This is a genomic window from Halanaeroarchaeum sp. HSR-CO (assembly GCF_024972755.1).
Lineage (GTDB): Archaea > Halobacteriota > Halobacteria > Halobacteriales > Halobacteriaceae > Halanaeroarchaeum.
This window is the reverse complement of sequence record NZ_CP087724.1, coordinates 250,586-273,453: the sequence shown is the minus strand read 5'-3', so window position 1 is coordinate 273,453 and position 22,868 is coordinate 250,586. Positions and strand designations below refer to the sequence as shown.

General features: G+C 62.8%; 38 protein-coding genes. 27 read left to right on the top strand and 11 right to left on the bottom strand.

Annotated elements, in window-relative coordinates; genetic code table 11:
- Window positions 1-86 precede the first annotated feature (86 nt).
- The 3 genes from HSRCO_RS01535 (at window position 87) to HSRCO_RS01525 (ending at window position 3,059) form a co-directional block, all read left to right on the top strand.
- Window positions 87-710: a hypothetical protein gene (locus tag HSRCO_RS01535; protein WP_259518629.1), complete on the top strand. Its 624-nt coding sequence runs from the start codon at window positions 87-89 to the stop codon at window positions 708-710.
- The gene (locus tag HSRCO_RS01530) at window positions 707-2,008 is read left to right on the top strand and encodes a hypothetical protein (protein WP_259518628.1); all 1,302 of its coding nucleotides are present in this window, start codon (window positions 707-709) and stop codon (window positions 2,006-2,008) included. Before HSRCO_RS01535 ends, HSRCO_RS01530 begins: the two co-directional genes overlap by 4 nt.
- 163 nt (window positions 2,009-2,171) lie before the next feature.
- Window positions 2,172-3,059: a sulfurtransferase gene (locus HSRCO_RS01525; RefSeq protein WP_259518627.1), complete on the top strand. Its 888-nt coding sequence runs from the start codon at window positions 2,172-2,174 to the stop codon at window positions 3,057-3,059.
- Window positions 3,060-3,093: 34 nt separating this feature from the next.
- On the opposite strand, the gene HSRCO_RS01520 is transcribed toward HSRCO_RS01525, so the two are convergent.
- The 3 genes from HSRCO_RS01520 to HSRCO_RS01510 all read right to left on the bottom strand — a co-directional run bounded on the left by HSRCO_RS01520 (window position 3,094) and on the right by HSRCO_RS01510 (window position 5,849).
- Window positions 3,094-4,167 (bottom strand): sensor histidine kinase KdpD, encoded by a 1,074-nt coding sequence (locus tag HSRCO_RS01520; protein WP_259518626.1) that lies wholly within the window; start codon window positions 4,165-4,167, stop codon window positions 3,094-3,096.
- Between the two features lie 123 nt (window positions 4,168-4,290).
- Complete coding sequence (locus HSRCO_RS01515) at window positions 4,291-5,301, bottom strand: arsenic resistance protein (RefSeq protein WP_259518625.1); 1,011 nt, start codon at window positions 5,299-5,301, stop codon at window positions 4,291-4,293.
- 347 nt (window positions 5,302-5,648) lie between these two features.
- On the bottom strand, window positions 5,649-5,849 hold the full coding sequence (locus HSRCO_RS01510) for a hypothetical protein (RefSeq protein WP_259518624.1): 201 nt from the start codon (window positions 5,847-5,849) through the stop codon (window positions 5,649-5,651).
- Window positions 5,850-5,897: 48 nt separating this feature from the next.
- Between HSRCO_RS01510 and HSRCO_RS01505 the strand changes: the two genes are divergently transcribed.
- Window positions 5,898-7,946, top strand: a complete 2,049-nt coding sequence (locus tag HSRCO_RS01505; RefSeq protein ID WP_259518623.1) for an IucA/IucC family siderophore biosynthesis protein — start codon at window positions 5,898-5,900, stop codon at window positions 7,944-7,946.
- Window positions 7,947-8,485: 539 nt separating this feature from the next.
- Here the strand turns inward: HSRCO_RS01505 and HSRCO_RS01500 are convergent.
- From HSRCO_RS01500 to HSRCO_RS01485, 4 genes are all read right to left on the bottom strand, one after another.
- A complete protein-coding gene (locus tag HSRCO_RS01500; RefSeq protein ID WP_396266405.1) occupies window positions 8,486-9,547 on the bottom strand; it encodes a tyrosine-type recombinase/integrase in 1,062 nt (353 codons plus the stop codon).
- A complete protein-coding gene (locus tag HSRCO_RS01495) occupies window positions 9,544-9,780 on the bottom strand; it encodes a hypothetical protein (protein WP_259518621.1) in 237 nt (78 codons plus the stop codon). The genes HSRCO_RS01500 and HSRCO_RS01495 overlap by 4 nt, the downstream gene beginning before the upstream one ends.
- A gap of 93 nt (window positions 9,781-9,873) precedes the next feature.
- Complete coding sequence (locus HSRCO_RS01490; RefSeq protein WP_259518620.1) at window positions 9,874-10,062, bottom strand: hypothetical protein; 189 nt, start codon at window positions 10,060-10,062, stop codon at window positions 9,874-9,876.
- Window positions 10,063-10,150: 88 nt separating this feature from the next.
- Window positions 10,151-10,291 (bottom strand): hypothetical protein, encoded by a 141-nt coding sequence (locus HSRCO_RS01485; protein WP_259518619.1) that lies wholly within the window; start codon window positions 10,289-10,291, stop codon window positions 10,151-10,153.
- A 124-nt stretch (window positions 10,292-10,415) separates the two neighbouring features.
- On the opposite strand from HSRCO_RS01485, the gene HSRCO_RS01480 reads away from it, so the two are divergent.
- The 3 genes from HSRCO_RS01480 to HSRCO_RS01470 all read left to right on the top strand — a co-directional run bounded on the left by HSRCO_RS01480 (window position 10,416) and on the right by HSRCO_RS01470 (window position 11,358).
- A complete protein-coding gene (locus HSRCO_RS01480) occupies window positions 10,416-10,556 on the top strand; it encodes a hypothetical protein (RefSeq protein ID WP_259518618.1) in 141 nt (46 codons plus the stop codon).
- Between the two features lie 218 nt (window positions 10,557-10,774).
- Complete coding sequence (locus HSRCO_RS01475) at window positions 10,775-11,062, top strand: PhiH1 repressor (protein WP_259518617.1); 288 nt, start codon at window positions 10,775-10,777, stop codon at window positions 11,060-11,062.
- A gap of 32 nt (window positions 11,063-11,094) precedes the next feature.
- Entirely contained in the window at window positions 11,095-11,358 is a 264-nt protein-coding gene (locus tag HSRCO_RS01470) for a hypothetical protein (RefSeq protein WP_259518616.1), read from the top strand.
- A 5-nt stretch (window positions 11,359-11,363) separates the two neighbouring features.
- Here HSRCO_RS01470 and HSRCO_RS01465 read toward each other — a convergent pair whose 3' ends face one another.
- The 4 genes from HSRCO_RS01465 to HSRCO_RS01450 form a co-directional block, all read right to left on the bottom strand.
- Complete coding sequence (locus HSRCO_RS01465) at window positions 11,364-11,843, bottom strand: hypothetical protein (RefSeq protein ID WP_259518615.1); 480 nt, start codon at window positions 11,841-11,843, stop codon at window positions 11,364-11,366.
- 6 nt (window positions 11,844-11,849) lie between these two features.
- Window positions 11,850-12,173, bottom strand: coding sequence for a hypothetical protein (locus HSRCO_RS01460; RefSeq protein WP_259518614.1), 324 nt, complete (start codon window positions 12,171-12,173; stop codon window positions 11,850-11,852).
- Window positions 12,174-12,187: 14 nt separating this feature from the next.
- Window positions 12,188-12,526, bottom strand: coding sequence for a hypothetical protein (locus HSRCO_RS01455; RefSeq protein ID WP_259518612.1), 339 nt, complete (start codon window positions 12,524-12,526; stop codon window positions 12,188-12,190).
- Window positions 12,527-12,604: 78 nt separating this feature from the next.
- Entirely contained in the window at window positions 12,605-12,817 is a 213-nt protein-coding gene (locus tag HSRCO_RS01450) for a hypothetical protein (RefSeq protein ID WP_259518611.1), read from the bottom strand.
- Between the two features lie 189 nt (window positions 12,818-13,006).
- Between HSRCO_RS01450 and HSRCO_RS01445 the strand changes: the two genes are divergently transcribed.
- The 20 genes from HSRCO_RS01445 to HSRCO_RS01350 all read left to right on the top strand — a co-directional run bounded on the left by HSRCO_RS01445 (window position 13,007) and on the right by HSRCO_RS01350 (window position 22,868).
- Window positions 13,007-13,207 carry a hypothetical protein gene (locus HSRCO_RS01445; RefSeq protein ID WP_259518609.1) on the top strand — a complete coding sequence of 67 codons (201 nt, stop codon included), beginning with the start codon at window positions 13,007-13,009 and terminating at the stop codon, window positions 13,205-13,207.
- Between the two features lie 451 nt (window positions 13,208-13,658).
- On the top strand, window positions 13,659-14,033 hold the full coding sequence (locus HSRCO_RS01440) for a hypothetical protein (RefSeq protein ID WP_259518608.1): 375 nt from the start codon (window positions 13,659-13,661) through the stop codon (window positions 14,031-14,033).
- A gap of 127 nt (window positions 14,034-14,160) precedes the next feature.
- Window positions 14,161-14,919: a hypothetical protein gene (locus HSRCO_RS01435; protein WP_259518607.1), complete on the top strand. Its 759-nt coding sequence runs from the start codon at window positions 14,161-14,163 to the stop codon at window positions 14,917-14,919.
- Window positions 14,916-15,125, top strand: a complete 210-nt coding sequence (locus HSRCO_RS01430) for a hypothetical protein (protein ID WP_259518606.1) — start codon at window positions 14,916-14,918, stop codon at window positions 15,123-15,125. The genes HSRCO_RS01435 and HSRCO_RS01430 overlap by 4 nt, the downstream gene beginning before the upstream one ends.
- Window positions 15,122-15,913 (top strand): hypothetical protein, encoded by a 792-nt coding sequence (locus HSRCO_RS01425; RefSeq protein ID WP_259518604.1) that lies wholly within the window; start codon window positions 15,122-15,124, stop codon window positions 15,911-15,913. Before HSRCO_RS01430 ends, HSRCO_RS01425 begins: the two co-directional genes overlap by 4 nt.
- Window positions 15,910-16,425: a hypothetical protein gene (locus tag HSRCO_RS01420; RefSeq protein ID WP_259518603.1), complete on the top strand. Its 516-nt coding sequence runs from the start codon at window positions 15,910-15,912 to the stop codon at window positions 16,423-16,425. Before HSRCO_RS01425 ends, HSRCO_RS01420 begins: the two co-directional genes overlap by 4 nt.
- Complete coding sequence (locus HSRCO_RS01415; protein WP_259518602.1) at window positions 16,418-16,987, top strand: hypothetical protein; 570 nt, start codon at window positions 16,418-16,420, stop codon at window positions 16,985-16,987. Before HSRCO_RS01420 ends, HSRCO_RS01415 begins: the two co-directional genes overlap by 8 nt.
- A gap of 1 nt (window position 16,988) precedes the next feature.
- Window positions 16,989-17,762, top strand: coding sequence for an ATP-binding protein (locus HSRCO_RS01410; protein ID WP_259518601.1), 774 nt, complete (start codon window positions 16,989-16,991; stop codon window positions 17,760-17,762).
- Window positions 17,762-17,896 carry a hypothetical protein gene (locus tag HSRCO_RS01405; RefSeq protein WP_259518600.1) on the top strand — a complete coding sequence of 45 codons (135 nt, stop codon included), beginning with the start codon at window positions 17,762-17,764 and terminating at the stop codon, window positions 17,894-17,896. The genes HSRCO_RS01410 and HSRCO_RS01405 overlap by 1 nt, the downstream gene beginning before the upstream one ends.
- 85 nt (window positions 17,897-17,981) lie before the next feature.
- Window positions 17,982-18,272, top strand: a complete 291-nt coding sequence (locus tag HSRCO_RS01400; protein ID WP_259518599.1) for a hypothetical protein — start codon at window positions 17,982-17,984, stop codon at window positions 18,270-18,272.
- Window positions 18,273-18,274: 2 nt separating this feature from the next.
- Window positions 18,275-18,778, top strand: coding sequence for a hypothetical protein (locus HSRCO_RS01395; protein ID WP_259518598.1), 504 nt, complete (start codon window positions 18,275-18,277; stop codon window positions 18,776-18,778).
- 3 nt (window positions 18,779-18,781) lie between these two features.
- Window positions 18,782-19,501: a hypothetical protein gene (locus HSRCO_RS01390; protein WP_259518597.1), complete on the top strand. Its 720-nt coding sequence runs from the start codon at window positions 18,782-18,784 to the stop codon at window positions 19,499-19,501.
- Window positions 19,502-19,504: 3 nt separating this feature from the next.
- Window positions 19,505-19,717, top strand: a complete 213-nt coding sequence (locus tag HSRCO_RS01385) for a hypothetical protein (protein WP_259518596.1) — start codon at window positions 19,505-19,507, stop codon at window positions 19,715-19,717.
- A 79-nt stretch (window positions 19,718-19,796) separates the two neighbouring features.
- On the top strand, window positions 19,797-20,162 hold the full coding sequence (locus HSRCO_RS01380; protein ID WP_259518594.1) for a hypothetical protein: 366 nt from the start codon (window positions 19,797-19,799) through the stop codon (window positions 20,160-20,162).
- Window positions 20,163-20,516, top strand: coding sequence for a hypothetical protein (locus HSRCO_RS01375; protein WP_259518593.1), 354 nt, complete (start codon window positions 20,163-20,165; stop codon window positions 20,514-20,516). It begins immediately after the preceding gene.
- A gap of 60 nt (window positions 20,517-20,576) precedes the next feature.
- Window positions 20,577-20,843 (top strand): hypothetical protein, encoded by a 267-nt coding sequence (locus HSRCO_RS01370; RefSeq protein WP_259518592.1) that lies wholly within the window; start codon window positions 20,577-20,579, stop codon window positions 20,841-20,843.
- Window positions 20,844-20,845: 2 nt separating this feature from the next.
- On the top strand, window positions 20,846-21,445 hold the full coding sequence (locus HSRCO_RS01365; protein WP_259518590.1) for a hypothetical protein: 600 nt from the start codon (window positions 20,846-20,848) through the stop codon (window positions 21,443-21,445).
- On the top strand, window positions 21,442-21,690 hold the full coding sequence (locus tag HSRCO_RS01360) for a hypothetical protein (protein WP_259518589.1): 249 nt from the start codon (window positions 21,442-21,444) through the stop codon (window positions 21,688-21,690). Before HSRCO_RS01365 ends, HSRCO_RS01360 begins: the two co-directional genes overlap by 4 nt.
- Before the next feature lie 6 nt (window positions 21,691-21,696).
- Window positions 21,697-21,909 (top strand): hypothetical protein, encoded by a 213-nt coding sequence (locus HSRCO_RS01355; protein WP_259518588.1) that lies wholly within the window; start codon window positions 21,697-21,699, stop codon window positions 21,907-21,909.
- On the top strand, window positions 21,909-22,868 hold the full coding sequence (locus tag HSRCO_RS01350) for a hypothetical protein (protein WP_259518587.1): 960 nt from the start codon (window positions 21,909-21,911) through the stop codon (window positions 22,866-22,868). Before HSRCO_RS01355 ends, HSRCO_RS01350 begins: the two co-directional genes overlap by 1 nt.

The window sequence follows — 22,868 nt, the reverse complement described above, 5'->3', positions numbered from 1 at the left end:
CGGGAACTGATAAATCGTCTGACCCCCACCCCCTCCCCTCGAAAGTAGCAAAACTATGTTATTACGTCCCCACGAACTGGCTATCGATGCCCTCCATCACCCGCCGCGAGGCCCTCGCCGCCGCCACGACGGGGCTCGCGATGCTGGCAGGCTGTACCGGTTCCGAGACGTCAGAAACGCGACGTGCGCCCGCCCCCCGCGAAGATCCGATAGCCCACGAGTTCGTCCACGTCCGGGAACCGACCGCCACGCCGCTGTTCGTCCGAAGGGACCGGACGACGACACGGGACGAGCGACCCGAACCACGGGGTGGCGGCGACTACCTCGTGACGGCCGAGGAGGTCGAGCAGTGGGAGTTCGCCGCCACGGACGCTGGCGAACGGCTCCGGACGTTCACGGCGGAGACGGACTTCGAGACCGAGTCCGTGTTCCTCTATGCGACCCCGGTCGGCGAATGTCGCGAGATCCACCTACAGCAAGTGGCCGTCGACCCCGACGGGAACCCGCAGGTTGATTTCTGCCGGTCCACCAGGCCGGCCGACGTCGCCTGTTCGGCGGAGTCGCGCCAGATGGTCGGGTTCGCCATCCGGTTGCCCATCACGGGTGAGGGGTCGAGCGGTTTCGGGACCGGGATGGGCAGTCACTGTAACCGGCCGGAGCGACCGCCGGCCTTCGACGCGACGGTGACGGTCGAGGGGGGAGCCGAATGACCACGCGCCGCAGCTTTCTGGCCGGCGCCGGTGCTGTCGCCGTGACCGGACTCGCCGGGTGCGGGGCACTCGATGGGCCTCGCGGCGAGGACACCCCCTCGATCGATTCGAGCGAATTCCAGGACGGACTCCCTCCCCTCCCGACGACCGCCGCACCACTACCGATCACCATTCCCGCCTCACTCGTCGACCCCCACCGGAGACGGGCCCGGGAGCTCGTCGAATCGGTGCCCGCCGATCCCTCGATTCCGAACGGGGTCGTCGCCCGCGAAATCGACAGAGACCAGGACCGCGTCCAGCAACGCCTCGAATCGGGCAGTGACGCGACGTTCGAAATCGACGTCCTCCGGGACTGGCGACACACCCGGGGGAATGCGGCGAACCTGCTCGGAAGCTATCGCGCGGCCACCGGCAACGACGACGGCGAAGCGGTCAGCGAACGCCGCACGGCCGTCAGGGAGGACCTCGGCGCGTTCACCGCCGACCTCGAGTACCGGGCGAGCGACCCAGTCGAGGCCGTCCTCGTCTACGCTACCCTCGAGAACCTCCTCGAGGACGTCCGCCGTCAGGCCCGTCCAGAGCGTCCCTACCCCGAGTCGCCGATCGACGCCGTCGAACAGGCCGGGCGGGCGGTCGAGGAGACCGAGGACGCGGAGTCGAGTCTCGCCGACGCACGTGCCATCCACCAGCAGTACCTGGACCGGCGGGACACGACGGAATCGCAGTGGTCGACGCTCATCGAGGGGACGCGGGTACTGTCGATCGCGACCGACACCACACGCCAGACGCTGGACGGCTATCAGGAATACGAGGCCGAGACGGTCTTCGACCGCGACGTCGGCCGCGTCGCCGCTCGGCTCTTCCGTGACGCGAGTCGACGTGTGCAATCCGGCGAGGGGGCCATCGGAGAGTATCGTCGACGTGGCGACGGAGCGTTCGCCAGTGCCCTCCTGGAAGCCGGACGGGACCTGGCCGCGATGGCCGTCTATCGAAGCGTCTACCGTGCCATCGAGGACGACGACGTCAACGAGGACGTGACCGCGTCATCGATCCGGTCCAGCGCCGCCGATGCCCGGTCCGCCATCGCGGCCCTCGAGGAGGCGGACTACCCCCACCTGAGTGTCGCCATCGCCCGGGCGGGCATGGGGGGCTACGATGATGCGAGGCGATCCCTCGACGAGCGCTACTTCGACGCCGAGGACGCCGAAGCGTCGCTGCGCTACGCTACGATGTACGCACGGGTCGCGCCCGAGGCGGCGACGTATCTCGTGGAGCGGCTCCGAACTGTGACGGAGTGAACCGCGACGCCAGGGTCGTGACCGGACCGAGGCCACGTCCTCACCCACCCCATCCCCGACCAAACGAATCCGCCGAACGAACGGTCTCCGCCGTACACGATACCGGCCTGAATCGCCGTGAAGGGATGTGATAAAATGAAGTATTGTCAACAATATAATCGCCATGACCCAGGCATCCGAACCGGCAGCTCCACTGGTGACCGCGGAGTGGGTATCGAACACTCTCGACGCGTTCCAGGACGACGACCCGGCCTATCGGCTCGTCGAGGTGAACAGCCCCGAATCCCCGGACTCGGATTTCCCGTCCCGGTACGACGACGGCCACATCCCGGGCGCCATCGGCTTCCAGTGGGACGAGGACCTCTCGGAAGCGACCGAGCGCGATATCCTCTCGAAGGAGGCCTTTGCCGACCTCGTCGGTGGTGCTGGCATCACCGAGGACTCGACGGTCGTCTTCTACGGCGACGGCTGGATCGCGAACTGGTTCGCCCTCTTCGCGTATTGGGAGTTTACGTACTACGGCCACGAGGACGCACGGGTCCTCGACGGCGGCAAGGAGTACTGGGTGGAAAACGACTACCCGCTCACGACCGACGCCCCCGGGTTCACCGCGCGTGAGTACACGCCACGCGGCCCCTTCGAACACATCCGGGCCTATCGCGACGACATCGAACACGCCATCGAGAACGGCCTCCCGATGGTCGACGTCCGCTCACCGGAGGAGTTCTCTGGAGAACTCATCGCCCCCGAAGCCCTCGACGAGACCGCACAGCGTGGTGGCCACATCCCCGGTGCCACCAATGTCCCCGTCGCGACGGTCCTGAACGACGATGGCACCTTCAAGGGCGAAGACGAGCTTCGAGCCCGCTACGCCGAGGCTGGCGTGACCGGCGGCGAATCGACGATCACCTACTGCCGGGTGGGTGAGCGAGCCGCCATCGAGTGGTTCGTGCTCTCGGAACTCCTCGGCTTCGAGGACGTCCGCAACTACGACGGCTCGTGGACCGAGTGGGGGAACCTCATCGGCGCTCCCATCGAGACGGGCGAGTAAGCGACGTGCCACCAGGCACAGTTCTCATCACTGTTCAATCGGGCGACGCGGACGGGAGTCGGACCCGCACCGTCGCCCCGCCATCCTCGTGGTTGCCGATGGATAGCGTTCCGTCGAACGATTCGACGATCCACCGCGTGAGCCAGAGCCCCACCCCGTCGCTGTGTTGCAGTTGCGTCTCGGTCGCTCGGTCGTGGACGGCGATCTCGTCCTCCGGAAACCCCGGACCGTCGTCACGAACGCAGAGTTCGACGTCCCTCGGCCCCTCGGCCGAGCGGTCCACTCGCACCCGGACCTCCACCGACCCGTCGTGGTGGACCGCGGGGTTCGTGAGTAGGTTGTCCACGGCGGTCTCGAGCAGGTCGTTTCCAGGGACGTACGTCTCCGAATCGAGGTCCGTCTCGAAGACGACGTCGGGATGATCGCGACGAACCACCGCGAGACGATCCTCGACCAGCGACGAGAGGTCGATGGGACGCGTCTCTTCGGTCGCATCGAGTTCGTCGAGTCGATGCGCGGCGGTGCCCAGTCTGAGGATGTGGTCCAGCTGCTCGTCGATCACGCCGACGGAGGCCCGCGGGAGGTCGTGATCGCTGGTGAGGAGGTCGACGTGCCCCTGGATGAGGTTGACACTATTGCGGATATCGTGGCGGAACAGTCGGAGGAAGACGGTGTTGCGCTGGTAGAGCGTCTGCTTGCGGGCGTATTCGGTCCGCAGACCGACGAGCGCTCCCGAGAGGATGCCGATGATTCCACCGAAGGCGATGTTCATCGTGGCGAGACTCCGCCAGTCGAGCCCGCGGAGTGCCGAGGGGTCCCAGAAGTACAGGACGAACAGGACGACGGTGGGAACGCCCAGGCCGATGGCGGCCCAGGAGGCCACGCGCCAGCCCATCTCGTCCTCGAGGTCGCTCTGCCGCAACCAGAGGCCGGTCGTCGTGAACACGACGGCGATGGTGAACCCGGAGACCGCGGGAACGAGGGACTGGTGGGCCACGGCGATGTCGCTCACGAAGCGGGGGACCGTCACGCCGGTGCTGAGGGTCGCAAACAGCACGACCCCGACGGCGATGAGATAGCTGATGCCCAGATCCCCCTTCGAGACCATATAACAGGAAACGCACAGATTGGGGATATAAATCCACTGGAGCGATTATCACCGGTGATTCTGTGTGTCAGTCGCGGAGAGCGAACCGACAGGACGGGAGTGGCTGCCGATACAGCCCCCCTTTCAGGTCGGCCGGACGGAGCGAACGAACTCGGTGACGCTCAGATTCTCCTCGACGATGTCGCGGCGGTAGTGCATATAGATGGCGCCGAGTGGCGCCTGCAAGAGATACGCGAGTGCGATCGGCAACACGGCCTCGGTCGGCGGGAACCCAGGGGCGGCGGCGATGGCGAGGGCGACCGAGAGGTTGCGCATACTCGTTGCGTACACGAGCGCGACCGACTGTTCGGTTCGCAGGAAGGTCCGCCCGATGATCACGCCGGCGCCGACCACCAGCACGTAGAACAACACGAGCGGCACCACGGTCAAGGCCGAATCGATCGGCGCAGCGAGAATGCTCCGTGACCGCATCGCCATCGCGATGAACACGATCAGCATCACGCCGATGGAGCTGACGCCACCGAACGTCGGTTTCAAGCGCTTGAATCCGGTCGTGTCGTACCGACCGATGAGCCACCGTCGCGTGAGGGTGCCGGCGATCATCGGCACCACGACGACGATTCCCAGTTGTCGGTAGAGTTCCGTCGGATCGAACTGTATCGATCCCCCGACGAGGACGGAGAGGTACAGCGGCAAGACGAACACCGCTGCGAGCAGGTTCACGGCGATGGCGACGAGGGCGTTTTCGAGGTCGCCGCCAGCGAGCCCGGTCCAGGCGGCGGTCATGCCGGACGTGGGAATCAGCGCGATCAGATAGAGGCCGATGGCGGAGGACGGATTGCCGGAGAAGAACACGCTCACCAGCCCGACGGCGATTGCCGGAACGATGGCGAAATTGACGACGAGGCTCAGGAGGATAGCCCGGTAATGTTGGCGGACGCGAAGAATCTCGCGCATGTCGAGGTTGATCATCATCGGATAGATCATCACGAACAACGCCGGGACGACCGCCATCCGCAACAGGTCCCGGGTGCCCTCGCCGACGAACTGGCCGACGACCAGCCCGGCGAGAAGCGACCCCAGGACGACGTAGAGGAGATTGTCCTTGACCGATTTCAGTACGCCACCAATCATCGGTTGGTCCCTCCCGGGCTACCGGCGCGAACTCGTCCCGATTGGTGGCCGGCACGGGTGTCATCTGACCGGCGCATATACCGGCAGAGTATTGGCTCGATAATACAAAACCGTTCCTAATTAATATCGTCCGAACGGCGAGCTGACGGCGATGGGAACACCCACGTCCGGGAATCGGGACGGTGAGTTCGGTCGTACGACGAATTTATAGTATCCAGCGGGCCAACGACGCGTGTGGAAGAGATATTCCTGCTGATGGGCCTCGGCGCCGTCGTACTCGTCGCGATAGCGGCCATCATGCGACAGTTGCTGGGCTGGTGAAATCGCCTCGGTGGCCGCGAGCGGGGTCAATCGGGCGTGTTATGCACGCTCGCCAGGAGTGTGGGGCTCGCGGCGACGCCCGGGTTGTGTACCCACGCGTGGCGGGCCATCTGTACGGATTTCTTGACCGCCGCGGACGGCGCCTCGCCGAGAACTGTCGAGTGGCGAGACCGGGCGGTGAACAGACCGGAGTGCAGGTGCCCAGCGATGGCGGACTCCGGCGGCAAAGGGTAGAGTTATCGCCATCAAGCCGCGAGGTGCGCACGAACGCGGATATGACGGCACACGAGAACGGGGGCCCGTCGTCACCCACCACGGCGGTCGAGTGGGAGGCGCTCCCCCTGGCGGTTCACTACGCGAACGCGAACGACCTGCCGGGGCCGGCGGACGCACGGTTCTTCGGCGCCCTCGACGCGGCACGAACCGACATCGTCGAACGGCTTGTCCGCGGGGTGGTGCGCGGCGCACCGGCGGGACTCGAAACTCCCGTGCGCACGAGTCCCTCGGCACCGACGATCCCCGATCGGGTTGCACCGGCAGACGTCGAGGTCCTCGCGACGGTGGTAAGAGCGCTCGAGCCCAGCGAGGAGGTGGTGCTCGTTCCCTTCCCGGCGAGTGACGGCGTCCTCGTGGCGCCAGTGGCGGCCGTCCACGGCTTCGATCGATATCGGTTCGCCGGCCCTATCCGCCACTGGACACCCGGCGACGGCCACGACCCGCCCACCGTCGATCGGCCAGCGGCGGTGATCGACCTCCTGGAGCGCGAGGGTGCCTTCATCGATGACGAGCAGGTGGCGACGATGCGAGCGGAGGTCGCGGAGAGCGTTGCCAACCTGGCGCTCGCTCACCTGGCCGCGACCGTGCAGGGGCGGACCGTCACCGCCACCGAACCGGGCGCTGGCGCCGCGGCGATCGCAGACGGTATCCACGCGGCCAGCAGATCGGCCGCCTTCGAGCGGATCGTCACCGACGGCCACCCCTTCCACCCGAGCGCGAAGATCCGTCACGGCATGAGCGCCGCCGACGGGCTGGCCTACGCCGCCGAGTTCACGGGCCAGATAGACGTCCGTTTCGTGGGGATTCGCCGTGACGTCGCCCGAGAGACCCGAGCCACCGGCGCCAGGCGCTTCACCGAGCGACTCTTCGAGACGTTCGACGGGCTCCGCGACGCGCTCGCAGCCGCCGTCCCCGGATCGGCTGCCGACTACGCAGTCGTGCCGGTCCACCCCTGGCAGTACTATCACACCGTCCAAGAGCGGTACGCAGACCAGCGGCGAGACGGCCGGGTGGTGGTACTCCCGGAGTACAGCCGACCGGCCACCCCACAGCTCAACCTCCGTACCGTCGTCCCCTTCGAGGCCGACGACCAGACCGGCACGCCGCCCCACGTCAAACTCGCCATCGACGTCCAGACGACCAACGTGGTCCGCACCCTCTCACCGAACGCCGTGACCAACGGGCCACAGATCACCGACCTCCTGCGGGCGGTCGTCGACCGGGCGTCATTCGAGCGGCTGGGACTGCTCGACGAGCCCGCTGCGACGGGCTACTTCGCCCCGGGCGGCCCCCACCGTGAGGGACCCGATTACGACGACGCCCGTCACCTCGCCGGACTCCTGCGCGAGAGTCCAGAGAGCCACCCCCTCGTGACGACGGGCACCACCCCGATCGTGGCCGCCAGCCTGCCCGCGACTGTCCCCGGAACCGACCGGCCCCTGGTCGTCTCGCTCGTCGACCGCCTGGCACGGGCGACGGAGACGACCAGCCGGGCCGACGCAGCGCGGGCCTTCCTCACGGCGTACGCCGACGTGGTTATCCCGGACCAGCTCGAGTTGCTCACCCGGTACGGGATCGCCCTGGAGAGCCACCTCCAGAACAGCCTGATCGTCGTAGACGAGGGTCGACCGATCGCGACGCTCGTCAGGGACTTCGGCGGGATTCGCGTCCACGCCGACCGTCTGGCCGACCACGGGCTGGGGATCGACCCCTACCCGGACTCGGACGTCGACGCCGACGACGAGGCCGACCTCCACCGGAAGCTGTACTATGCACTCTACCAGAACCACCTCGCCGAAGTGATCGCCACGCTGGCCCACGAGACGGACGTCGAGGAGGCCACGCTCTGGGAGATCGTGCGCGAGCGCACCGAGCGGACCTTCGCCGCCCTGCGGACTGCAGGGGTCCCGACGGCACGGGTCGACCGCGACGAGGCCGCGCTGTTCGCCGAGGAGTCCGTGCACAAAGCGCTGACGGCCATGCGTCTGCAAGGGAAGCGCCACGAGTACGTCACGAGTCGGGTCGCGAATCCACTTGCCGAGCGGTGAGTGCCGTCGCCGTTTCGATCCAGCCCGGTTCCAGTGTGTAACTTCGCAGGCCAGTCCCCACTATCGGACGTCTCGCGGCGCTACAGGCCGGAGCGCCGCTCGTCTCGCTGGCTCTCGTTCGGTTCGCTCGCGAGAACACGGTTACGGTCACCCGCCGAGCACGCTCGCCGAGCGCGTAGCGCTCGGGCCGAGGAACCCCCGAAGGGGGTGACGGCGGCTTTTGGTCTGTTCACGAAGCAGAGCTTCATGGCAGTGCCAGACCGCTCTGCGGTCTGGCTTGCAGTCAGAAGCGAGGCTTCTGACGACATCCAGCAGGAGCGTTGCTCCTGCGCGACAGCTTTTGCAAGCGAGGTTGCTCCGCGACCGAGCGCAGTAAAAGGTGGGGGATGAATGGGCCACCGGAAGACTTCGTCTTCCGAGACCCATGTTCACATCGTCGGACGACTCGCGTTGCTCGTCGTCGCGGCGGAGGATGAACATGGGCCGGCGCGATGCTGGTTTATCCGGTTTTCTGTACTTCTCAGTAGGGGTTGTTCCCATCATGATTGTGTCACCTTAAGTGATTCGACGAGATCGCGACGCGTCTCCATTCGGTCCTGTTGCCGGCGGCGACGCTCGTCCAGGTCGGCCTTGTCGTAGTGCGATTCGATCGTTTTGACGGATGCATTTACCCGCTCGGCCACGTCCTCGGGATTCCACCCTCGATTGAGAAGCCAGGTGATAGCACCCGTCCGTATCTGGTGTGGACTCCGGGACGACGGGCATTTGCTTGCATGGGCGTATTCCGTCCACTGACAGGCCTGTCGGTCTTTTCCGTGTGGGCAGGGCCCGTATTGACAGGGCAACGTCGCCATATACGTCCAGATTCGGAACGTGTTGGGCGTGGGACGGCCCTGAGCGCTCGCAAAGAGTGGTTGCCTACCGTGGTCGTCATGGACATCGTAGCGATACCTGTCGATGTATCTCTCCAGTACGGCCGCGGTCTCTTCGTTGATTCCGACGGGTCGCTCGCCCGAGAGTTTGTTTTTCAGCGGGCTACCGGTGTCTGGCCGGTGGTAGAACCAGACATATGGCTCATCATCGAAGTGGACGTCGCGGATATCGAGGGCGCGGAGCCCACCCTGTCGAGCGCCTGTAAACCACGCGAGTTCGAGAATCGCATGCCGGCGGGTGCCGTAGGCGTCCGAGTTGCGATAGTGCCGAAGCAGCGCCATCGCTTGATCGGTCCCGAGTTTCGTATCGCTCGATCGATCCGATGGGTCGAGATCGGGAATTCGAACCGCGTCTGCGAGGTCGTCCTCGACGGCACCGAGGTCGTCGAGGAACTCGACGTACATCTTGAGCGTCCACATTTCGCCCTCCAGCGTGGCCGGGGCGACCTCTGCGCTCCGCAGTTCGTAGTACTCGTCGAGGTCGTAGGGCTCCAGCTCGCCGACAGTCTCGATACCGACCGACTGACACCACTCGACGAAGAGTTTGAGCCGGTACTCCCATCCGTAAATGCTCTGTTCGGTCGCATCCGGTGCTCGCCGTCTCAAGTAACGCTCGACCGCCTTGGCTGGTGAAAGATCGGTCGGATCCTCTCTGCGGCGTCGGCTCACGGCTTGGCCTCCCCGAGTTCGGACTGGTCCTCGGTGATCCGGTGGCGGTTCTCGGTCGGCTGGATCTCGCGGTAGTCCGCGGCCCAGGCTTCGAGTTCGTCTCGGGCGTTCTCGACTTTCTCCCGAAGGCCCTCAATTGTCTCCGCGGAGACCTTGACCTTCTGCTCGTCGCGATCGTCCTTGCCATTCCCTCGGGAGAGTTTAACCTCGTACTGGTAGGCGGCGTCAGACATCGTAACCGACCTTCGATACGATGACAGTCCCGCACATCTGGCAGACGCGGCGGCCCCGCTCGTCGGCGTCGACGACGTAGTGGTCGCACATCGTCAGACGACCTCCCACTCGGCGGCGCCGCAGTCGCCGCACCACGCCATGATGACGACCTCGACCTCGGCGCCCTGTTCGGTCTGAGGGTTAGGGACGACGACCGGACGGGCGGTCGAATACTCCTTGCCGTCGCACCCGTCGGCGTGCAAGCCGTGGAGCAGACCGAGGGCGTTCCCTGGTCGGCTCATCTGTCGCCACCCCCCATGTGAACGCAGTTGAGGCGGTAGCGCTGGCAGTCGGAACACCACTCCGCGGTGTCGAAGTGATCGAAGGCGCTCATCGGTCGTTCCCCCGGCAGTACGGGCACGCCAACTTCGAGACGTACACCGTGCTCCCGACCTCGCGGCAGTAGTGCGATTGGGCGCGGCGTGATCGGCGCTCGGGCTTCTCGTGGCCCCAGGGGGTGCCGCGGGTCATTGTTGCCCGCCTCCGTTCGCGGTCGTTGGTCGTGGTTGTGTCGCGGGCCGCCCAGTTGGCCGGGTAGTCCGCTTGGCAGTGGACTTCATGGCCCTGTGTCCCCCGTCACGATGGCGGGCTTCGCGTGTCTCTCGCACTTCGGGCGGCCGTCGCGGGCATCGAGTCCGTCGGCGGACTGACCGCAGACGGCGCAGTCGCCGGCGAAAGAGTGTTCTGGGTTCGGTACGTGGTCGGTCGTGCGGGGTTGATTCCCCGTGGCGATTAGCTCGCTCATGCCAACTCTGCGAGCACCTTATCGGGCGGTGTGTCTGCACCGCCCGTCGCCTACAGCCAACAAGAGTCTTCTACGTACCGAGTGGGTGCTTCGCAATTACGGATTTACACGGGGTGAACATAAATGTACGCATTAATGCTTTCTGCCCGGTAGGGGCCGATTTACAATATCAATGAGCCATATGCCCCGATAAGGTGTATTCTCCCAGTATGCGTAGAAGCGCATCGTGGATGACGATTTGGGATGATCGAATTCTCGAAACTCTACGGAACGAGGGACCGCTGTCAGTGGGTGAATTAGCCGATTTTGACCACGTTCGTGTGTCGAGGGCCCATGTCGGTCGTCGCTGCCAACGGCTGTCGAAATACGGGCTGCTCGACGCCTTCGCGAACGGTGTTTACTCGATCACCGAAGAAGGAGAGAAGTATCTTGACGGAGAGGTCGATGCAGGAGAACTTGAGGACCTCACTGAGAGTAAAAACGGCGTCCAGGCCTGACCATGGGAGGGTATCGGAGTGCGGGTACCTGGATGCAGCAGCTTGACGAGCGTATCCTCGAACATCTCTCAGAAGAAGGGTGGTCGACGCCACATATCATGGCCAAAGAGCCAGCTTTTCACGACCTCGAAGCCTCTAAGGCGAGAATCGGGGAGCGGTGTCGGGCGCTCGCCGACGTGGATTTCATCGCCCCGATCCACGGCGACATGTACGAGATCACGACCTGGGGCCAGTTGTATCTCGACGGTGACCTCGATGCCGACAATCAGGCTCCTCGGCGGTCAGTACTTGGCTAACTCTGTTAACTATGCCAAGTATGGCGCATTTGTTGGACTCTATGAAAGACTGGCAAGCCTCCAATAACGAAAAGTCCCAATGCGACAAGCACCATTAATATATAATCTCCTTTTTGGAGGTTAAGATTCCATTGATTTAGAATAATCCCCGCTGTAAGGGTTCTACTTGCTGAAATTACTAAGAGTACTTGTAATAATTCACCTACTAAATCACCCAATGGGCCTAATCCTCTGCTAAAAAGAATTCCAAGCGGACTATCGGGTTCAGCATGAGACATTGGGGTTCCAGAGACGAGATCGACCACAGCAACGAGGTAGACCGCAATAATGAGAGCTACAATTAAAATATAGATGTGATAAATTTGTTCTATAATCATACCCCTTAAATCCGTGATGCTTGAAAGAAAAACTAGACCGAATATTATGATAAAGCTAACAAAAATATATAATACTGGTTCATTGTTCGGGTGAGTGGTTCCATCCATAATATTTCACCAATCTGGGTACTTTTCGTTGAAGTTTCTCACCTTTTCTCCATCTTCCTGATCCTGGTTTTGGCCTAATATGCTGCCTAATCCAGCGCCAAGCGCGACACCCAAGGGTCCCCCGAGTGCTCCAGCAGCCCCTCCTAAGACGGCGCCAGCCAACGAAGAATTTACACCAGTTTCAGCGATTAAATCGGGTCTACCGAATGTATTAATATGGCCATTTTCACACTCTAATTCAAAATCTTCGGGGTATTTGTCCGGGGATTCGTATACATCTTCTAGATATATTTTTGTCTGGCATTGTGGGCATTCGACAAAGACTCTCATATTTTATGAATAAATTAGGCTATTTGGGTGCGATCATTGGAGCTCAAATTTTCGATATATGAATATATATTATCGGCTGTTTTTTCCGACTGACCCCAATCAATCCACTGATTGGGCGATTCGCTTCTGATAACTATTCTCGCCGGTGTAATTTTTATGTTGATTTCTTGTCCCCAAGTCAAAAGTGTCGATTTGGTATTGGCGTCGATATAGATTTCCCCTGGTCGTTCAGTTTTTTCCACTTCTAAAATGTCTTCAGACTCATGGAGGATTCTGGTTATCGTATCTGCAAGACGTGAAATGTCTACGTCTTCGTCCAATTCAATCGTTTTTTCCGCAGATGCCAATGCCATACGAGTTAATTCAGTGATTGTGGGTTCTATCTCCTCAACTTTATAGCTGTTGTCGGTGGCTCATGTTAGCCCGGTCACTCACTTTGGTATCACGACAAGTGCCCCGGTCGGACTGTGGAGGTAGGTTTTGACCGTACTCGACTGGCGGAGCCCCTGGTTTCGGGCGTGGGGCTGAGGATACGGGACGTAGATCGCACCCTCCGACTCCTGCGCTTTCTTCTCCCCGAGCGGCACAAGATCGTCGTCCTCGATGGCCTGCGCAATCATCTCCGTCTGACTCGTCGCACTCATCACAATTCGGTGTTAGCGGCCTTCCTAGTAAAGTATGTGGCTATCTCGGTAGTAGACTCCCCTGTATTCTTATCGGTGCGGAGAGGGGTTACGGTATTCTATCGGTGATGTGAGGAGTATGCCATCCAGGCATACCATTTTGACCGAGCATCGACCCAGAAAATCGAGATTCGAGGGTGGTGAGTAGGGATGACGACCCTGCTACGGATCACCCGTGAGGAGGCGATTCTGGCCGGGCTGTGGATGGCCGCCGGGTTCGCATATCTCGCTTACCGGGAGTCCGCATCCGCAAGACGGGAGGCGGCCGCAGCCAAACGCACGTCGGAGTCTGCTATGTTCTCCGTCGAGCAGCACCGGGGCGAGGTCGAAGGAGTGGAAGAGGACGAATGACCCGGGAGAAGTGTTCGTCCTGCTGCAAGCCTCTCGGCGCGACCACCGGGAAGTGTTTCGACTGCGGCGGTACCGCCAGCGTTCCCTCCCCCATCGGGACCGTCGCTGAAGAGTTGCGTGCCGCCCTTGGGAGGCGATGATGGCGACCGCGACGAGTGACCGCCCGGTCCCTTGTCCCGTGCCGGGCTGCCAGGGTCACTACCACCAGATCGCGAAGGAAATCCACATGGTGAACGCGGGGATTGGACCGTGAATCAAGAGGTTACAGAGGAGTTCTTGCTGGTTCTGAACGGTATCGTGGCCGTGTTGGGGACCGGGTTAATGGCGGCTGTAGGTTGGGAGCTACTGACCTCCGCCCCACTGTGGGTGTGGGCTATAGCAGGCATCATCGGCACAGGGTTGTCTGCGGGCACCGTTCTCTTTGCAGCCACCCACGACTGGAGGCTGGATCATGGGCCGTAGCCCCCTGGAGGCCATCGCCGAGGGCGCTGCTCGCGGCGCCGTCGAAGAGATCGCGTCCACGGCGGGCATGACCAACGAGTGGGCGAGGGCCTACCAGGACCGCAACCGGCTCGCCGTCGCGTTCGCTGCCCTGGTCGGCGGATTCTACGGCCACCACCATGTAGGGGTGTATGATAATTCCGAATCGGACGACGAGTCTCAGACGCTCATCGTTGAGCTTCCAAACGGGACAGTCGGATGGGAGATTCCCAAAGGCATGTTACCGGAGTGGATACCCGAACGGATTGGGGAGGAGGAGGTCCCCGACCGTGAGGGCCGGAACGACCGACTCGACCAGTTCGCCGCGGAGATCGGTGACCGATGATTTCGACGGGATGCGAGAGTGAATATCTGCGGGTGTATTGTGCGATTCATGAAGATGTTAGCCAGTTGGTGCATGTTGGTGATGGGGAATGGCTCCCGTGGTGCTGCGTCAAACAGGAGGCCGATCAATGAGCACGGTCGAGTTCCCCACCAAGAGCGGGGCTGACCTCATTCGCCTTCAGTATCCCGACGCGCTCTGTCCGGACGACGACAAGCGACTGAAAACAGTTCGATTCCGGAGTGACGCCCCCGAGAGTGTCGTCGAGGCCGCCGAACTCGCCGCCGAGGACGAACGCGGCGAGCACGCCGCTGGCAGCGGCCAGGTGACGGTCACCGAACCCGAGCGCGACCATATCGACTTCACCGAGACGACGGTCCCGCATGCCCGGGCCGTGAAGGCCCTGGCCCTCGATCGGGGCGTCTCGAACTGGCTGGACTACTACAACACCACCTTGACCGTCGACGAACACCGCGACGTCTACGAGCGGGCGGATGGCGACAAACGCCTCGACGCCGACCGGAGCGCGGTCGAGAAGGCCGGAAAGGCCGCCCGACACGCCGAGGGAGAGCAGTGCGACCACGCCGAGGGCCACTGCATGCACGGCGATCCGGAGGCCTGCGAGTTCCTGACCGACCGGTGTGGCTTCTCCGACGACCAGGTGAACAAGATTCTCGACGACACCGAGGGCGACCCGTCTACGGGCGACCTCCCGGGACCGGTCTACCAGGGCCTGAGCAGCCAGTGGACGAAGTACAAGGCCGGACTCGCCCAGGCACGGGAGGCGGCAGCCGCTATCAACGAAATCCGCGACCAGTACGGACAGGACCCCCTCGAATTCGACGAACTCGGGGGCGAGGTAGTCACGAAAGCGGACCTGAACACATGAGCGGCAAGCACATTTCCCTCTCAGATGGGCGTCAGACCGAGGCCTTCGAGGATGCGAAAGAGCAGATCGCCGAGGACGTCGAGGCCATCGAGGGCGACGTCCGACTCTGGGGCGACGACCCGACCGACGGCGAAGTAATCCGGGTGCTGTCCGAGGCCTATCTCGGCCGGCTCTCCATCGAACCGAACTACATAGTTATCGAATGAGTGATACAGCCATCGAGTGTCCGGAGTGCGGTCGCAACTTCCCAGCCGCGAGCAATCTCCAGGGGCACGTGAACGCCAGCAACGACCACCCCTCTTGGGCCGCTATCAGAGGCCGCCTCGACGAAGAGGCACCCGAAGACCCGCCCGAGGGAGGCAAAGCCAGCGACGGCAGCGACCCGGAGAGCGCCGACGAGGGCCCCGAGGGAGGGGCGGAAGCGGCAAAAAGCCCCGCTACCGAGGGCGATAGCGATGGGTCGTCAGAATCGACCGACGAACAGACCGACGACGAAGGGGGCAAAGCCGGGGACGGCAGCGAGTCGGAGACCGCCCCCGAGGGCCCCGAGGAGGGCCCTGAAAGCGCACCCGACGAGGACGACATGCCAACCGAGGACGAGATCGAGCGCCAACGAGCGCAGTACGAGGGCGGTAGTGAGGGCGGTCGTTCCCCCTCCGACGAGGAGAGCGACGACGAGGGAGGCAAAGCCAGCGACGGCAGCGACCCGAAGGGCGACGACGAGGGCCCTTCCGAGGGCGCTCAAGGGCCCCTTTCAGGGGCGGTCGGGGCGCTCGTTCCATCGGTCGATAAAACGACCATCGCCCTCCTGGTCAGTCTGGCGGTGGTCCTGGCCCTGCTCTACCGCTACATGGGAGACGACGAGGGCGAGACATCTCAAGAATCCGAGGGAGCGCCAGCGGTAACCGGTGAGGACGTCGACGACGGCCAGGACGCTGGCGACGTCGCGACCGGCGGTGCCGGGCTCATTGCTGCCGAGGGGGTGGGTGCATGAGCGCCGCCGAGACCGAGGACGTCGACGCTCCGGAGCCCGAGCCCGACACCGAGGACGAGGATGTCCCGGAGATCGAGAGCGACGAAATGGCCGACCTCTCGACGGTCGCTGACGAGATCGAGGCGGCCGCCGGGGCCGGCTCCGACGACCAGGACGAAGAAACCGACGAGAGCGATAATCAGAACGACGAGGAGGCGGCACAGCCCGCCAGTCCGACGGGTGGCGTCGGTTGGGGCGAGATGTACGTCCGGACCCTGGATACCTCCCTGTCGACGGTCGTCCGGCACCAGGGCGGGGAGATCGAGGGCACCGACCCCGAAGCGATGGCCCGCGACCTGGGTCTCGACGAGGCGGTCGACGAGTGGGCCGCCGAGCGCGACATGGGCGAGATGGATCCCGGACAGCAGATCCTCTTTGGGTCGCTCGTCATCGCCGGCACGGTCCTGGTTACCGAAACCGACTTCCTCGAGAGAGTGGCCGACGACGTCGCCGGAGGTGAGGGCGATGCGTAATCCGTTCAGCGCGGCGAAAGAGCAAGCAGTCATGCAGATGGCCCAGCAGGTCAACGTGCCGGAGATGCCCCAGGCCGTCGCTGCAACCCGGATTCTCGCCGAGCACGAGGCCGCCCTCGTCGATCTGGTGAACCGAGTGGCCGACGCTCACGATCAGGACGTCGCCCTCGATCCGGTGCCGGTCGAAGTCCGCCAGGACATGCTTCTCGGGTTCGTCGACGCGGCGACGAAGATGCGACTCGCTGAGTGGTGGGCGGAGGTCGTCGTCGGGGCTCACGTCGACGAGTCTGAGCCCCTGGTCGAGTATCTTCGAATGGATGGCGAAGAGTGGGGCGAGCAGGTCCGTTCCTGGGCGGAGATGTACCGCGAATCCGTCCCCGAGGAGGTCGAGGGCATGACCGACGCCGAGATCGCCGACTTCCACGTGAGAGAGCAGTTCGACGTCGACCTATGGACCTTCGTCGCGGAGGTCATCGCCTGGGACCGCGCGACGGCCATTAGCCAGGTATTCGAATCGAATTTCCAGGCCGTCGAGGACGCCCTCGACGAACTCGCGGAGTAACATGCGTCAGCTCATCGCCGCGCAATCGGGCTGGGGGAAATCGTACGTCGGCCAGGCGACCGTCGAGAACAACCTCGAAGACGTCGAGTACACCGCCATCCTGGATTACAAGGACGAGTTCAAAGGGTTGGTCAAGAGCGGGCTGGCTTCCTACGTGGCCGTGGGCGACCGTGAGGCGGCGCTATCGCCCCAGGCCTGGGCCCAGGTCTTCCAGCGAAATCGGACGGTCGTGCTCGCCCGAGCGGTCGACCAGGACACCTGGCGGCAAGTCGTCGCCCGAGTTGCTGCGTCGATGCGGCTGCTCGACGGTCAGGGCCTGGTCGTCGTCGACGAAGCGCACTCGGTCGCTGACCAGCAAAGCAAACTCCTGGAGGCCATCAAGCTGCTCGCGACGACCGGTCGGGGCGGCGTCTCCTCGATCTGGATCACCCAGCGCCTCCAGGAGTTGCACAACACGGTCATCTCGCAGACGAACGCCGCTCTCTTTGGTGGCTTCAAGTCCCAGAGCGACCGTAACCGCCTCGGTGCCGAGTACAACGAGGCCGTGCACAACCCGCTCGCCGACGGGCCGATCTACGACCTTCCCGAAGCGCTGCATCACCCCGAAGACGGTCCCGTACCCCTCCGAAAGCGGGAGGAAGCCGGCCAGGTTGTCATGTCCGAATGGATTTACAGCGACGACTCGGGAACGATGCACCGGAAGAACTCGGCGAATATCGACATGCAGAGCCCCCATTACGGCGGTTCAGACCACGAACTGCGGCAGCCGTTCTGATGACCCGAGAACGAATCACCCTGTCCGGCGACCGTGCCGATCGATTTCGAGAAATTCAGCAAGAACTCACCGAGCGAAAGGGCTACGAACCCTCGAAACCGGAGGTCATCGGCCGCCTGCTCGAACGGTGGTGAGTAAGGTTACGTAATCTGACGCGAATCGGGGCAATCTCCCGGTTGCTCGCCTTTTACGGGCCGTCTGTAAGGGTCTGGCTGTAGCATGCCAGAACTACAACCCCAATTCGAGACCCTCCTCGACACCGAGGAGTGGATGCAGATTCTCGCGGTCTTCGCGGCCTTCATGGCTGGGACCGTCGCTCGCAACGTGATCGAACCGAACTCGCCCTACGACCTCCCCGACGAGGTGTATGGCCTCCTCGTCATGCTCGGGGCCAGCTACTCGCCGGCATACACCCGGGAGATCCAGATCGGCGGTGGCCTCTACACCGCGGACAAGTTCGCCGAGCGGGTCGGCGTGAAATCCACCGTCCGGAACTTCGGAGGTGACTGAACATGACGAAGCAAATTTCCAACGCTCACGAGTACGCCGACGAGCGCACCAACGTCACGGGCCAGATGACTCCCATTCTCGGCGTCTCGCCCGACGAGGGCCTGGCGCTCATCATCCGGGGCATGGTCGCTGCCGGCTCCGACCGGGGCATCCCGATCTTCGCCGACCTTCAGGATTCGAACGGCGACCCCCTTCCCGAAGACACCGAGATCGCGCTCCGGTACGACGCGCCCGGCCTCGATCAGCCGCAGGTCGTGTCGTTCATCTGGGACCACATTCGTCCATACCGCTCGCTCTCGATCAACGAGCAGATGGACGAGGACAAGTATCTCGACCAGACCAAGCACGTCCTCAAGAACACCGACCAGGCGCTCCGCAAGGGCGAGGTCCCCCAGGTCAACGTCCGAGACATCGACGAGTTGCAGGTCGCCATCAACTCGTCTGTCCAGATCGACTGGTCGAACTCGAAGCTCTACTTCGACCGCAACGCCGTCCGGGAGGTCTGATCGATGCCTGGTAGCGAACAGGTGAAACGGGCACTCGCGTCGGTGCCGCGGTCGCCGGACAAGCTGAGCGGGAAGACCATGGCCCTCCAGGCCAACGAGACCGGCACGGACTCGGTCGTCGCTTCGCTCAAGGCCGAGCGCCCGATAGCGCTCCGTGAGGTGTCCTACGACGTCGATCTACCGGCATACGAGTCGTTCACCTCGGACGGTACGGGCGGCAATACGGAGACGTTCAACCTCAATTACGACGCGGTCGATTCTGACACCATCGCCAACGACGTGCTCGTGTATGTCACCGGAACCGGGTACGTCGAGCCGGACGCTGTGGACTACGCGGCGGATACGGTGGACGTGACCGACCCCGGGACCGACAACGCGGTTCACGTCTGGTACTTCAGCGCCGACCAGGCCACCATGCGGGTCCGGAAGGTGGCCCCCTCGAACACCTGGGAGGACGTCGACGAGGACGACATGGGACTTCGCAACCTCCGTGATCAGCTTGCGGACCCCCTCGAATTCGACTTCGACCATCCTTTCCAGGGCGTCGTCCCGACCGACTGGGACCTGGAAGTGCGCATCGACGCGCCCTATCCGATCTCGTGGTCTGAGGAGGGCGGAGACGCCACGCCGACGAACGCCCGTATCTCCCTGCCCATTTACCGGGCCAGGGACGAGATTCCCGGCCTTGGCCGGTTCATCGCCCAGAAAGCGGCGACTCGATAACCCATGATCGGTGCCGAATCCCCGGAACAGGGGTATGGTCTGACGGCCACCGGCACCACCAACGAGGTCGATTCTTTTTCGTCCGGTGACGGCGAGTCCCATCTCGACAGTTTCATCGACGGGTCGGGATGGACACGGGACGACCTACTGGTGGTGCTGACGGCTGCTGAGGTATTGCTGGTGCTGGTGCTGCTGTACCTGGAGGTGAGCGAATGAAGGCAAACACCGAGGTCGAGGAGATGGACGAACGGGAGCGCAAACGCGCCGAACAGGTCGTTTCTGGGGGTGGCGACGAGTGATTACCTCACGGTTCCCCCCGGATGACGCCACGAGCGTCACGAAACCGCAGTCGGCTACGCTCGACGGCAATCAGAAGGCGACGATGACCTGGGAGCGGGAGCGGTCGGGTACGACGTTCTACCTGCCGATGCTGGCGGCCTCGAAAGAGGGAGATACGACCTACGAGGTCAAGATGGACGGCTCGACCATCTTCGGCCCTGCAGCCATCCCGCCCACCGATATCGACGACAAGGTGGCGATCTGGGACCCGCCGAAGACCTTCGACAGCAAGCTGACGGTCATCATCAGGAACCTGGGCACGGCGTCGAGGACGTATCACGTTCAGCCGGTCGGCTTCGAGACGGCGGAGGAGGTCGTATAGATGGCGCTGAAAACCAGCACCGTCATCGAGGAACTGAGTTCTCGGGCCTCCAGCAAGTCCGACGTATCGGCGTCGGAGGACCTGAGCGGCGGGAAAGAGGTTCCGGTGGGAGACGTAACCAAGTTCACGGTCTTTCTGAAGGTCGAGGGAGCGGTGGACGTAGATATTGAACTCTCGCCGGACGGGGAGAACTGGTATCGACCGGGCGAAGCCGACAACACGCCCGACGAGTCCCCAATCAAGTTTACGTCTGCCGGGACCGAGATCGTGGCGCTCGGCTACGCCGCTGATTACGTCCGGGTGACGGCCACGAACGATACGCCGGTCTCGGTCCAGGTCAAGGAGGTGGTCTAAGTGGTCAGTTGGCCGCCTTCGAGTATCGGAGAACACGATAACGAACACCACAAGCCGGACATGCGGACGGCGGACACGCCGCTGGAGGACATACCGCCGGGAGACGGGGGCGTGGACGGCCAGTTTATCGTGCAGGATAACGGCAGCCTGGTGTGGGCTGATGGCCCGGTGGATTCGACCCTCCGAATCTCTCCCGAGACCTACGTGGGTGATGATGACTACATCGTCCCCGAGGGAGAGGGCCACGTTATTCTCGACGCGATTCACGTGGATGGGGCCGGGAAACTGGAAGTCAACGGTGCAGACAACGGGATAAAGGTGCTATAAACATGGTTACAATCTGGAACGACGAGATCGAACTGGCCGGAACAGACGCATTTGTCGTAGACGGCGAAACAGTACCCGCCAGCGACTTCTTAAATACATATACAAGCGGTGCCGACGCTCCGACTGTAATTTATACGGACAGCAACGACGACGGTAATTTTGAAACTTCTAATTATTCCGATTATGGTCATGGAACTGGTTCGGTAACATTTAACACCGATTCGTTTACCGTGAGTGTAGAAATGGATGCCGTTGCGGAATACCAAAATGTGAGGGCGAGGGCTTTCACTATTGACACTTATTATCTGGACCAATATTCACAAATAAAAGTGGACTGGAAAGCCTCATTTTCTAGCGCTGCAACGCTTAACGATACCCGCGCCATCTCGTTAGGATACACACCTTATAGTACCGGAGAAAGTATTAGTGGGTTGAATAAAACCGGGGTGGGGGGATGGAATCGCCGGATTGAGGAAACGGATATATCCAGCACAGACACGGAACGGTATATTTCTCTGGAAGCAGAGCTGGAATCTGACGACACGTTTGATAATGGAGCAACGTTGGAAGCAACAATTTACGAAATAAAATTACTCCCATGACGAGGTACGCCAGGCTTCTTTCCATTTCGGTGATGGTCGTCGTTATCTCGGGGTTCATCGTCCTGTGGGCGCTGTTCGGGACGATGTACCTATCCGGCCAGCGGAGCCTAACGATCTACGCCAACGAGTTCGGAGAGTTCTGGATAGAGTTCGTCGTGTTCACCCTGGCCGTGGTGTTCCTGCCGGTGCTGGTCTACGAACTAGATCGAGGACTGGCCGGGAGCAACCAGGGAGGGGGTGGATAGATCGCCATGAGCGGCCTGGCAATCAGCGAAGCGAACCACCGCGAACTCGTCACGGGTGGCGATGCCTACGGTCGGGAGAACGTGGCGGAAATCGTCACCGAGTCGGACCTGGAGGCCGCACAGGAGACGACCGACGACACCGAGGGAACGAATCGGCAGATAATCGGGGCCGTGGGCCTGCTCGCCCTGGCCCTGCTCATCGCAGGAGGTACACAGTAATGGGATACATGGACAGCGGCGGAACGGGGTACAGCTACGACTACGATACCGGCTACTCGTCGGAGGACTGGGGCCTGACGGACTCCGGGAGTGACGACGACAGCACCGACGACAGCACCGACGACTGGGAAACCGACTCGTCGGGCGATGACTACGCCTGGAGTGACGACGGGGAGATGATCGACAGCGACGACTCGGACACGTCGAGTTCCGACGACAGCGACGACTCGACGAGTTACGACGGCGGTCTGGTCGGGGATGTGGAGGACACCGACCAGTACGACACTGGCGATACCGACGACTCGGACACGTCGATGGACTCGGATACCGGGTACACGTCGGAGGACTGGGGTCTGACGGACTCCGGGAGTGACGACAGCGACACCAACGACAGCGATCTGGCCGAGCAGTCGGACGGCTACGGTGGCTCCCTCGATGACGCCGAGGAAACGGACGACACCAACGACAGCGACCTGGCCGAGCAGTCGGACGGCTACGGTGGCTCCCTCGATGACGCCGAGGAAACGGACGACACCAGCGACGGCGGGGGACTCACCGACACCGGGAGCGATGACAGTACCGACGACACGGACCCTGCCGACGAGATCGACGACGCCACCGAGGACGGCCACGGCGTGCCCGGGGCGAGCGACGACCCGGCTGAGGATTACGGTGTCATCTCCCCGGACATATCGGATGATGGGGACTGGAATTTCGAGGGTGCGGTGGAAATGGCCTCGTCGCAACTCGGAGAGAACGCGCAGGAATCGGCTCAGAACGCCGCCGAGCAGGTCGAAGAACAGGCGCAGGTAACACAGGAGGACCTGACGGCGCTGTACGAAGCCCTCCAGCAAGGCGACCAGCCGGACATTGAGGGCATGGCAGATACGACCAAAGCAACCCTGGCGGTCGGTGGCCTGGGAGCCGTCTACTGGGCGCACACCGCTGGATACCTCTAA

Bases quoted from the DNA above. Each gene is read 5' to 3' on its own strand.
- HSRCO_RS01505 (WP_259518623.1), top strand. From the start codon at position 5,898: ATGACGGCACACGAGAACGGGGGCCCGTCGTCACCCACCACGGCGGTC.
- HSRCO_RS01355 (WP_259518588.1), top strand. From the start codon at position 21,697: ATGAGCGGCCTGGCAATCAGCGAAGCGAACCACCGCGAACTCGTCACG.
- HSRCO_RS01395 (WP_259518598.1), top strand. From the start codon at position 18,275: ATGACGAAGCAAATTTCCAACGCTCACGAGTACGCCGACGAGCGCACC.
- HSRCO_RS01455 (WP_259518612.1), bottom strand. From the start codon at position 12,526: ATGGCATTGGCATCTGCGGAAAAAACGATTGAATTGGACGAAGACGTA.
- HSRCO_RS01405 (WP_259518600.1), top strand. From the start codon at position 17,762: ATGACCCGAGAACGAATCACCCTGTCCGGCGACCGTGCCGATCGATTT.
- HSRCO_RS01350 (WP_259518587.1), top strand. From the start codon at position 21,909: ATGGGATACATGGACAGCGGCGGAACGGGGTACAGCTACGACTACGAT.
- HSRCO_RS01525 (WP_259518627.1), top strand. From the start codon at position 2,172: ATGACCCAGGCATCCGAACCGGCAGCTCCACTGGTGACCGCGGAGTGG.
- HSRCO_RS01485 (WP_259518619.1), bottom strand. From the start codon at position 10,291: ATGACCCGCGGCACCCCCTGGGGCCACGAGAAGCCCGAGCGCCGATCA.
- HSRCO_RS01410 (WP_259518601.1), top strand. From the start codon at position 16,989: ATGCGTCAGCTCATCGCCGCGCAATCGGGCTGGGGGAAATCGTACGTC.
- HSRCO_RS01445 (WP_259518609.1), top strand. From the start codon at position 13,007: ATGACGACCCTGCTACGGATCACCCGTGAGGAGGCGATTCTGGCCGGG.
- HSRCO_RS01440 (WP_259518608.1), top strand. From the start codon at position 13,659: ATGGGCCGTAGCCCCCTGGAGGCCATCGCCGAGGGCGCTGCTCGCGGC.
- HSRCO_RS01400 (WP_259518599.1), top strand. From the start codon at position 17,982: ATGCCAGAACTACAACCCCAATTCGAGACCCTCCTCGACACCGAGGAG.
- HSRCO_RS01415 (WP_259518602.1), top strand. From the start codon at position 16,418: ATGCGTAATCCGTTCAGCGCGGCGAAAGAGCAAGCAGTCATGCAGATG.
- HSRCO_RS01460 (WP_259518614.1), bottom strand. From the start codon at position 12,173: ATGAGAGTCTTTGTCGAATGCCCACAATGCCAGACAAAAATATATCTA.
- HSRCO_RS01475 (WP_259518617.1), top strand. From the start codon at position 10,775: ATGCGTAGAAGCGCATCGTGGATGACGATTTGGGATGATCGAATTCTC.
- HSRCO_RS01470 (WP_259518616.1), top strand. From the start codon at position 11,095: ATGCAGCAGCTTGACGAGCGTATCCTCGAACATCTCTCAGAAGAAGGG.
- HSRCO_RS01420 (WP_259518603.1), top strand. From the start codon at position 15,910: ATGAGCGCCGCCGAGACCGAGGACGTCGACGCTCCGGAGCCCGAGCCC.
- HSRCO_RS01390 (WP_259518597.1), top strand. From the start codon at position 18,782: ATGCCTGGTAGCGAACAGGTGAAACGGGCACTCGCGTCGGTGCCGCGG.
- HSRCO_RS01530 (WP_259518628.1), top strand. From the start codon at position 707: ATGACCACGCGCCGCAGCTTTCTGGCCGGCGCCGGTGCTGTCGCCGTG.
- HSRCO_RS01450 (WP_259518611.1), bottom strand. From the start codon at position 12,817: ATGAGTGCGACGAGTCAGACGGAGATGATTGCGCAGGCCATCGAGGAC.
- HSRCO_RS01425 (WP_259518604.1), top strand. From the start codon at position 15,122: ATGAGTGATACAGCCATCGAGTGTCCGGAGTGCGGTCGCAACTTCCCA.
- HSRCO_RS01535 (WP_259518629.1), top strand. From the start codon at position 87: ATGCCCTCCATCACCCGCCGCGAGGCCCTCGCCGCCGCCACGACGGGG.
- HSRCO_RS01370 (WP_259518592.1), top strand. From the start codon at position 20,577: ATGCGGACGGCGGACACGCCGCTGGAGGACATACCGCCGGGAGACGGG.
- HSRCO_RS01495 (WP_259518621.1), bottom strand. From the start codon at position 9,780: ATGTCTGACGCCGCCTACCAGTACGAGGTTAAACTCTCCCGAGGGAAT.
- HSRCO_RS01515 (WP_259518625.1), bottom strand. From the start codon at position 5,301: ATGATTGGTGGCGTACTGAAATCGGTCAAGGACAATCTCCTCTACGTC.
- HSRCO_RS01385 (WP_259518596.1), top strand. From the start codon at position 19,505: ATGATCGGTGCCGAATCCCCGGAACAGGGGTATGGTCTGACGGCCACC.
- HSRCO_RS01375 (WP_259518593.1), top strand. From the start codon at position 20,163: ATGGCGCTGAAAACCAGCACCGTCATCGAGGAACTGAGTTCTCGGGCC.
- HSRCO_RS01490 (WP_259518620.1), bottom strand. From the start codon at position 10,062: ATGAGCCGACCAGGGAACGCCCTCGGTCTGCTCCACGGCTTGCACGCC.
- HSRCO_RS01520 (WP_259518626.1), bottom strand. From the start codon at position 4,167: ATGGTCTCGAAGGGGGATCTGGGCATCAGCTATCTCATCGCCGTCGGG.
- HSRCO_RS01365 (WP_259518590.1), top strand. From the start codon at position 20,846: ATGGTTACAATCTGGAACGACGAGATCGAACTGGCCGGAACAGACGCA.
- HSRCO_RS01430 (WP_259518606.1), top strand. From the start codon at position 14,916: ATGAGCGGCAAGCACATTTCCCTCTCAGATGGGCGTCAGACCGAGGCC.
- HSRCO_RS01435 (WP_259518607.1), top strand. From the start codon at position 14,161: ATGAGCACGGTCGAGTTCCCCACCAAGAGCGGGGCTGACCTCATTCGC.
- HSRCO_RS01465 (WP_259518615.1), bottom strand. From the start codon at position 11,843: ATGGATGGAACCACTCACCCGAACAATGAACCAGTATTATATATTTTT.
- HSRCO_RS01360 (WP_259518589.1), top strand. From the start codon at position 21,442: ATGACGAGGTACGCCAGGCTTCTTTCCATTTCGGTGATGGTCGTCGTT.